Origin of the sequence: Crenothrix polyspora (assembly GCF_900163755.1) — a bacterium.
Taxonomy (GTDB): domain Bacteria; phylum Pseudomonadota; class Gammaproteobacteria; order Methylococcales; family Methylomonadaceae; genus Crenothrix; species Crenothrix polyspora.
Window position 1 is genome coordinate 1 of the sequence record NZ_FUKI01000129.1, and the last position, 7,051, is coordinate 7,051.

The following is a 7,051-nucleotide window of genomic DNA, read 5'->3' on the forward strand; positions in this document are numbered from 1 at the left end:
ATATAATATGATTATATATTTATCTATAATAAAGTCAATAAATAATCTATAAAGATTTTTTAAAGATTCTAAAAATAATATTCCTGAGCAATGAATCGCATTAAATCCGCAAATCGTCCAGTCGGCTTAAAAGCACACGTCCCTGTACGCTTTTAAACTCTCCCTCCCTAATTGCTCACTTCAGTTTGTCGGCAACCACCGTGCAAGCCATCCGTGGCAAAAAGCAACCGGCATCCCTGCCCGTTGCGCCGAAACACCGCAGCATTATCTTTTAAGTATTTAATAACTTGACTAATCTTATATACGACTTTAAGATTAAACTTATCGCCGTAATTACGGAAAAACACAAATAATGATAATCGCATTTTTAAACCAGAAGGGCGGTGTCGGCAAAACGACCCTGGCCGTACATTTCGCATCTGCACTTTCACGGATGGGTAAAAAAGTTTTACTTGTCGATGCAGACCCGCAAGGCAGCTCTTTGGATTGGTCGGCCAGCCGTCCCGATGATCCGACTTTTCCTGTTGTTGGATTACCAAAACCCAACCTGCACAAAGAACTACCTATTATCGGTATTAACCATGATTATGTTGTTATCGATGGGCCACCGCGAGTAAATGAACTTGCGCGGTCAGCCATCATGGCCAGTGATATTGTGATTATTCCCGTCCAGCCATCACCCTACGATGTGTGGGCGGCAAAAGAAATTGTTGACCTTCTGCAAGAGGCAAGCACATTTAAGGAAAACATTAAAAGCGCATTTGTAATTAATCGTAAAATAGTAAATACGGCGATAGGTCGAGATGTCGGTGAGGCACTTGCCGCTTATCCGTTACCTGTTTTAAAAACATCCATCTGTCAGAGGGTGGCTTTTGCCGAAAGTGCCGCTCATGGCTTAACCGTGCTTGATACAGAACCAACGGGCGTAGCCAGCCAGGAAATCAATGCGCTTACTCGTGAAATATTGGAATTATAAAAAATGAACAAAAAAGTAACTTTTGGCACAAAGCCGACAGCAAAAGCCATTGAGCCGGATCAATGGGTAGAAAACCGTGTTACCGAAAAAACCAAACGCCTAACTTTTGATATTTCAGATTCATTACATCGAAGAATCAAAAGTCAATGTGCCATTAAGGGCGTTAAAATGGCTGATGAGATACGTGAACTTTTAGAAAAAAACTTCCAAAACATCAATTAAGTTTAATCGTAATTACGAAAAATCGTAAAGCCGTAAATTATCATTTACGATTTTACGGCTTTAATAACTGTCACTGAATTGGCACTATGGTTATTTTTACAAGGTTTGTACAACGATTAGTTTTTGCATTATTGCTTCCAATTTCCTCACTTGCAGCCACCCAAGACCCGATCCTTGAACAGATAAAACCGAACACAATAACCATCATTGGCGAGTCCCACAAAAGACCAGAATCCAGTGAGTTTTTTCAAACACTGGTTTCCGACACCATCAAAAACCATCAATGTGTCGTTGTTGGCTTGGAAATTGGCAGCGATCAACAAGCAACTGTCGACAAGATAATGCAGGGCAGGGCATTGACCAATGAAATTAAATTGTGGCCACAAATCGAACACCCGCCTTATCAACGTATGATTGAAAACTTTGCTTCACTTAAAGCACAAGGCCAGTGCATCAATATAATTGCCATAGATGCCAGCATGGATAATGACGTTGACCGGGATGAATGGATGGCTCGGCAACTGGAACAAGCAGGTGATAAACCAATCCTGGTTCTACTGGGTGGCTTACATACTTTGAAAAAGATAAATTGGCTAACTAAGACTGGGAAACCTTCGGTTACTGAAATACTGACAACCAAAGGTTTTAGCGTGAAATCATTCCCGCAGCGTTGGTTACCAGATCAATGTGCCGACAATCAGAATAGGCGTAGCCGGTTTGTAAATTCAAATTCACCAGAGGCTTTGACGATTCTCAATGAATCTATGATGTCATTGATTAACGCCGAACCGCATAAATCGGCAATCGGCGTTGTTAATGGGTTTGTTGTTTGGGAGTGTGTTTAAGGAAGCATGGCCTCTTTTTTAAATAATAGCTTCATATCGCCAGCCTATGCTTCAGCACTTACCTTTTAAGTTGAGAAAGTGTAATGGTGTCATAAGTCTCATTCAAAATATTGGTGGTGGCTGTTGTCGCAAACAGTAACTCGTTTATTTGTAGCCTACTAGGCGTATATTGACCGATCATAGTCACGGTATTGGTACCAGCAGCGCCAGTTACCCGAAAACTATTATCAAAATTTATTTTGCCTACTATTTTTATAGTTGTAGAGCCTACTTTCACTGTTCCGTTAAACAAGTTACCACTGACACCGCACTGATTTATGGTGAGGACAATTGGGACACGAACGTTACATGAGCTGGTGGTAACTTTACTCGCATTTCCAGTCCATATTCCATTGATTCTTGGCGCTGCAGAGACGAAAGTGGACACACATAAAGCCAAAGCAATCAATAGGGATTTAACATACAAATTTCTTTTCATGATACACCTCATAATTTGGCAAGTTTAAACAAACGACACTAAAGGCCCATAAAATCTAATATGGGGTTTGAAGTCCGTTGCGACCTGGCAATGCCGCATAAACTAGCGGGTGTGAATCCCGTATGCACCACAAAGAACCAATAGGTGATGCAATAATACGGGGGCAAACTATTTTTTTTGCAACGCCTTGGTAGTTCCCCCAAATGTAAAGCTTAAATTCGCAAAACCTATATCTCTTTTCTGTAAAAAGAGCTGTATGCCATCAACCTCAGGATTAAACTTTGTGGTATTGGTTTTAGGTTTTACGGCAACTTTAACAGCAAAGTTTTTACCCGCAGGCACATCCAACGACAACCCCTCATGAGTCAAAGCCGATGCCAAACAAGCGGCATCTGTGGTTTTAACCGTACAAACCGCCGCATTATAATTCCATGACGGATGATTCGTCACCTTGGCATTAACCTGTATTGTCGTAGTACCGTCATTGTGAAAATTGGCGGTAAATACTTTACCGGCTGCGGGTACATCCAAAATGCCACTGCTAGGCAGTGTATTCAGCAAGGTTACTTTGGGTAATTTAGGCACTACGCTGTTGAAATCAATATTGTTGGCAATTCCAAGTTGTCCGGCATTCGGAAAAACATTCGAGTTTGCGCAGCCAACGTCAATTGCAGAAGCATTGAGAAGATACCCTTGGCTACTACTGGCAAACCGATCAGCAAATGTACGCATGGCAACCAGAATATTTTTGCTTTGGCCCACCGCCAGGTTAAAGGGCACATTGACTTCGTCGGTCACTTTTTGGCTAACGGGGTTATAGCCCGTCCAGGCGGTTTGTAATGTGCCAACACTATGGGTTACGTAACATCCGAGCGCAGGAAATTTACTGGTATTTTTAACGATAATAGGTATTTTAATGACCTGACCAGGGGCATTGTTCAGAAATTGGGCTTTTGCAGTCAATGTCAGCTTGGCGGCTACGCCCGGATTAGCTTTGACTGGTAGCACCATTGGGGTTACAGTTCTTGCCAGCAGCGTTGCTCCACTATAACCTGAAAAGCTGAGTTCGCCCGACACCGTGCGTACCGTGGTGCTGTCAAAGGTATTGTTCTTGGTAAATGTTTTTACTGTAGCAGCACCTGGTGCGAGGGTAAAATCTTCTGGCAAGGTTATACCAGTACCCAGGGTGGTCGAGGCCTTAACCCGTAAAGTTTTCGACGTGCTATTGTGGACAATATAAGTTTCTGATTCGAAAAACTTGCGTACTGCATCGTATCTGAAGGCCCGTAACGGCTGCATGGACAATCCGCCTTGAGGCGGGAACATAAAGCCAGTGAGTGACTTTACAAATTCAGTGGATTTTTTTTTGCTGCCTACCTGGATAGCGTAACGCTCACCTTTGAGCGCGTCGAATTGTACCTGGCTGGCCACATTAAAATTTCCAGGAATTTTTTTGTCATCATTGGAGGCAATAAGTTTTAAACGCTTAAAACCGGTAACGCCAGCTGATTTATCGAAACGGTAAACGGCGAGCACGGTGTCAAGCTCGCTACCAAAACCTTCGAAATTGTAGGTATTCAACACCACCCGCTCATTGCGGGTGGGCACATAAAGCCGCCATAGTGTGTGCGCCATACCTTTAGGCAAAGGCTCACCGACATCGGTTGTGAACGAAGAAGCGCCATCGTGATTATAGGTATCGTGACAAACGTTTTTGGGAATTGGCGTTGAAAGCGTTTTAGGCGTCGCGGTTTTTATGATGCCCGCGCCACTGACCAACTCATCCAAAAACCCACAAGCCCCCCGCCAACTATGGACTGCATTTTGTGAACTTAGATCAAGGGGGATTTTATCTTCAAGCACCGTCCCTGAAGCCAATGTGCTAACACCCATTAAGCTTAGATAACAAACCACCTTTGTAAGACACTTTCGAGACGATGGAGCTATCGATTGACTAACCAGATCAACAGCTGTTTTCGTTGGCTTTGTTGTAACGGTGTTTTTTCGTCGAAAGGGTGTTGTGATAGCTTTCAGGGTATTTGGCAGATGCTGTTCAACAAGAGTAAGGAAATTTGATTCGCGCAGATTTCTTTTCATAATACACCTCATAATTTGGTGAGTTTAAACAAACGACACTAAAGTCCCATAGAATTTAATATGGGGTCTGAAGTCCAATGGTACGAAAAGTTTACGCTAATATTCGGTAAAAAGAGACGCTAATCAACAAAAGGCTCTAAAGTTCCACGGGATTTATCGCGCCATAAGCACTAAGCCCAAACCGCCGAAAATTGACTAGGCGTAAGGATTCGTGCATAAATGCGTAAAGTCGGCCTGAAAGCCTTGCCACACCTACATTTAAAACATGATTACATAGTCAAGTGGTAGTGGATAACACTAAAAATGCAGGAATCGTTGCCGTACCCAAGTAGCCATATCAGTTAGCTTAAATTTTTTGGAAGATTTTTTGCCGCTGTGTCGATATTCCCACGGCGGTGTTGGATTAGGTTTTGACCATAACCCGACCTTGGCGGCTTTGGCCGTATCTTCGGCAGTGTAATACGCCTGATCTTTCGCATACTGCCGGTAAACCCACGCCATACCTGCGCTTACTTGCCTTAGATTTACATCAATCCCATCGACCAAAACCTTGCCGACTGTGCGCTTGTAACGGTCAATAGCTTCAACCTCAACTATCACATCCTTATTAAACACGGCAGCAGACAATGCTTTCTTTGACGCTTGCCCGTAATCCTGTTTCTTCTCTGGTGCATCAATTTGAGCCAATCTAACTTTAACCTGGTGCTTGTTTGAATCCAAAACCGTGATTGTGTCACCATCGGAAACGCCGACAACTTTACCTGTGATTGTTTCGGCGTTGACTGTGTTGACCAGTAAAATTGATAACAGCGTGATTATTGCGTATCTCATAAAACCTACAGAAATCTAAATGATAGTCTAAAAAGACTGATGTTATTTTATATTGCTTTATTGTATTGCTCTAAATATTTCTTTATACTAATTCCTTTTAAACGATTTATTGGTGGCTATCATGCAACTTTCAGAGTTCCTTAAAACAGCAAACTCAACACGGATGACACAACGTACAAAGGATGCTGCAAGATTGGTACTCGTAGACGGGATGCGATACATAGATGCAGCAAAACAAATGGAAATGAAGCGGCAACAGGTAGAAGATGCAGTCTCTCGAATTGAGGCCGCATATAAGGCAGCGCAAGGAATCCCTGAAGAATGGGAATGTATTACTGTATGCGTACCTCCTGAGCGAGTGGCTGAAGTACGTGAGATCGAACGCCAATCAATGAGAACAGCCGGTCTAAGCATTAATTAAAAGAAAAAAGGAAGTCGCGGTAAGTTGGTGCAGTGCATCTGGCGGAAAAAGCACCGCCAGAAGTACAGCACCAACATCCGCTCAGTAATTTTAACCTCACTTCCGCTACGCTACAGCTCGAACAATCGCCGTTCCACTCGTGCTACGCACCAGTTCCCCCATTTTTACTTGAAAGATAATGTGTGTTCCGCTCGTGCTACGCACCAGCTCCAACTTATTTAAATACTCGCTTCCACTACGTTACAGCTCAAACAATAGCGATCACCAAATAATTTACACCATCGACAAACGCGGTAAGTTGCAAAGGTACATGTGGCAAAAAGCAGCCACAAGCACCTTTGTAACATCCGCTATCTGTAAGGCTAGGGCTTGCGGCCCTTGCAACCCGCTCAAAACGTCGTCAACAAAACAAGCCGTTTCATAAGTGTACTCATCTAAAGCCCGTCGCGGCTTGTTTTGCTGCTTGCCGTTTGGGAGGCTTCGGGCGCGTCACATCATAAAAATATTATTCATTTCAACTTCATTACTTTTGCGAGTTGGCCAGTAATTTTAAACTGGTTTAATAGTGTGTGGGTTTGCAGTTTCCATGCCAAAAGTATTTCTTTTTTATATTGCATTAAGTATTGCTTTTATATGTTGCTTATGGTACACTAAGTCATCGGTTGGGTGGTCTGGCCGGTTCTTTTTGGGGGTGTGTCGTGGGTACTTTCTCTTCTGTTTCTTCCCGTTCTTTTGTTGCACCTGGTCGCGGTTTAGGTGGCGTTCCGTTGTCTGCCCCTTGGTGGCGTGTGCTTGTCGGTTCTGCGCTTTCTTCCGGTGCTTGCCGCTGGCGTGTTCGGGCTTCTTCTCGTTCGTTTTCCGGTTCTGTTTTAGTGGCCGGTTTTTCCTCACTTCCTGCCGCGTCCGCCTTTGCCGCCGCGTGGTCTGGCTGGTGTGGGTTGTCGCTTGCAGTTCGCCGTTTTTCTGGCCGTGGTGGTGTTCCTGTTTGGGGTGTTTCCGTGCCTTGCGCGGTTATCCCTGGCTCACCTGCGGTGTCGTCCCCTGCGCCGTCCTTGCCTCGTGGTCAGGTGTGGGTTCGTGGTGTTTAGTTCGCCCGGTGTGGTCGCCGTGGCCGGTTCGCGGGTTCTCCCCGCGTCCGGTTTGGCGTTGGTGGCTCAAGTCGTGCCGGTTCTTGCTGCTGG

At 44.2% G+C, this 7,051-nt stretch carries 9 protein-coding genes; 5 read left to right on the forward strand and 4 right to left on the reverse strand.

The window, feature by feature from the left end:
* Positions 1-167: 167 nt before the first annotated feature.
* Positions 168-365: a hypothetical protein gene (locus tag CRENPOLYSF2_RS12230; protein ID WP_087144232.1), complete on the reverse strand. Its 198-nt coding sequence runs from the start codon at positions 363-365 to the stop codon at positions 168-170.
* Here CRENPOLYSF2_RS12230 and parA point away from each other — a divergent pair.
* The 3 genes from parA (at position 353) to CRENPOLYSF2_RS12245 (ending at position 2,043) form a co-directional block, all read left to right on the forward strand.
* Positions 353-976 (forward strand): ParA family partition ATPase, encoded by a 624-nt coding sequence (gene parA, locus CRENPOLYSF2_RS12235; RefSeq protein WP_087144233.1) that lies wholly within the window; start codon positions 353-355, stop codon positions 974-976. The two genes, CRENPOLYSF2_RS12230 and parA, sit on opposite strands and share 13 nt — an antisense overlap.
* 3 nt (positions 977-979) lie before the next feature.
* Positions 980-1,198, forward strand: coding sequence for a plasmid partition protein ParG (locus CRENPOLYSF2_RS12240; protein ID WP_087144234.1), 219 nt, complete (start codon positions 980-982; stop codon positions 1,196-1,198).
* Between the two features lie 86 nt (positions 1,199-1,284).
* Entirely contained in the window at positions 1,285-2,043 is a 759-nt protein-coding gene (locus CRENPOLYSF2_RS12245; RefSeq protein WP_087144235.1) for a hypothetical protein, read from the forward strand.
* Between the two features lie 58 nt (positions 2,044-2,101).
* Here the strand turns inward: CRENPOLYSF2_RS12245 and CRENPOLYSF2_RS12250 are convergent, their stop codons facing one another.
* The 3 genes from CRENPOLYSF2_RS12250 to CRENPOLYSF2_RS12260 all read right to left on the reverse strand — a co-directional run bounded on the left by CRENPOLYSF2_RS12250 (position 2,102) and on the right by CRENPOLYSF2_RS12260 (position 5,449).
* Positions 2,102-2,521 (reverse strand): hypothetical protein, encoded by a 420-nt coding sequence (locus tag CRENPOLYSF2_RS12250; RefSeq protein ID WP_087144236.1) that lies wholly within the window; start codon positions 2,519-2,521, stop codon positions 2,102-2,104.
* Positions 2,522-2,689: 168 nt separating this feature from the next.
* Complete coding sequence (locus CRENPOLYSF2_RS12255; RefSeq protein ID WP_087144237.1) at positions 2,690-4,414, reverse strand: hypothetical protein; 1,725 nt, start codon at positions 4,412-4,414, stop codon at positions 2,690-2,692.
* A 501-nt stretch (positions 4,415-4,915) separates the two neighbouring features.
* Positions 4,916-5,449, reverse strand: coding sequence for a thermonuclease family protein (locus CRENPOLYSF2_RS12260; RefSeq protein WP_087144238.1), 534 nt, complete (start codon positions 5,447-5,449; stop codon positions 4,916-4,918).
* A gap of 121 nt (positions 5,450-5,570) precedes the next feature.
* Here CRENPOLYSF2_RS12260 and CRENPOLYSF2_RS12265 point away from each other — a divergent pair, with 121 nt between their 5' ends.
* The gene (locus tag CRENPOLYSF2_RS12265) at positions 5,571-5,870 is read left to right on the forward strand and encodes a TrfB-related DNA-binding protein (RefSeq protein ID WP_087144239.1); all 300 of its coding nucleotides are present in this window, start codon (positions 5,571-5,573) and stop codon (positions 5,868-5,870) included.
* A gap of 623 nt (positions 5,871-6,493) precedes the next feature.
* The gene (locus CRENPOLYSF2_RS12270) at positions 6,494-6,958 is read left to right on the forward strand and encodes a hypothetical protein (RefSeq protein WP_140396856.1); all 465 of its coding nucleotides are present in this window, start codon (positions 6,494-6,496) and stop codon (positions 6,956-6,958) included.
* Positions 6,959-7,051 lie beyond the last annotated feature (93 nt).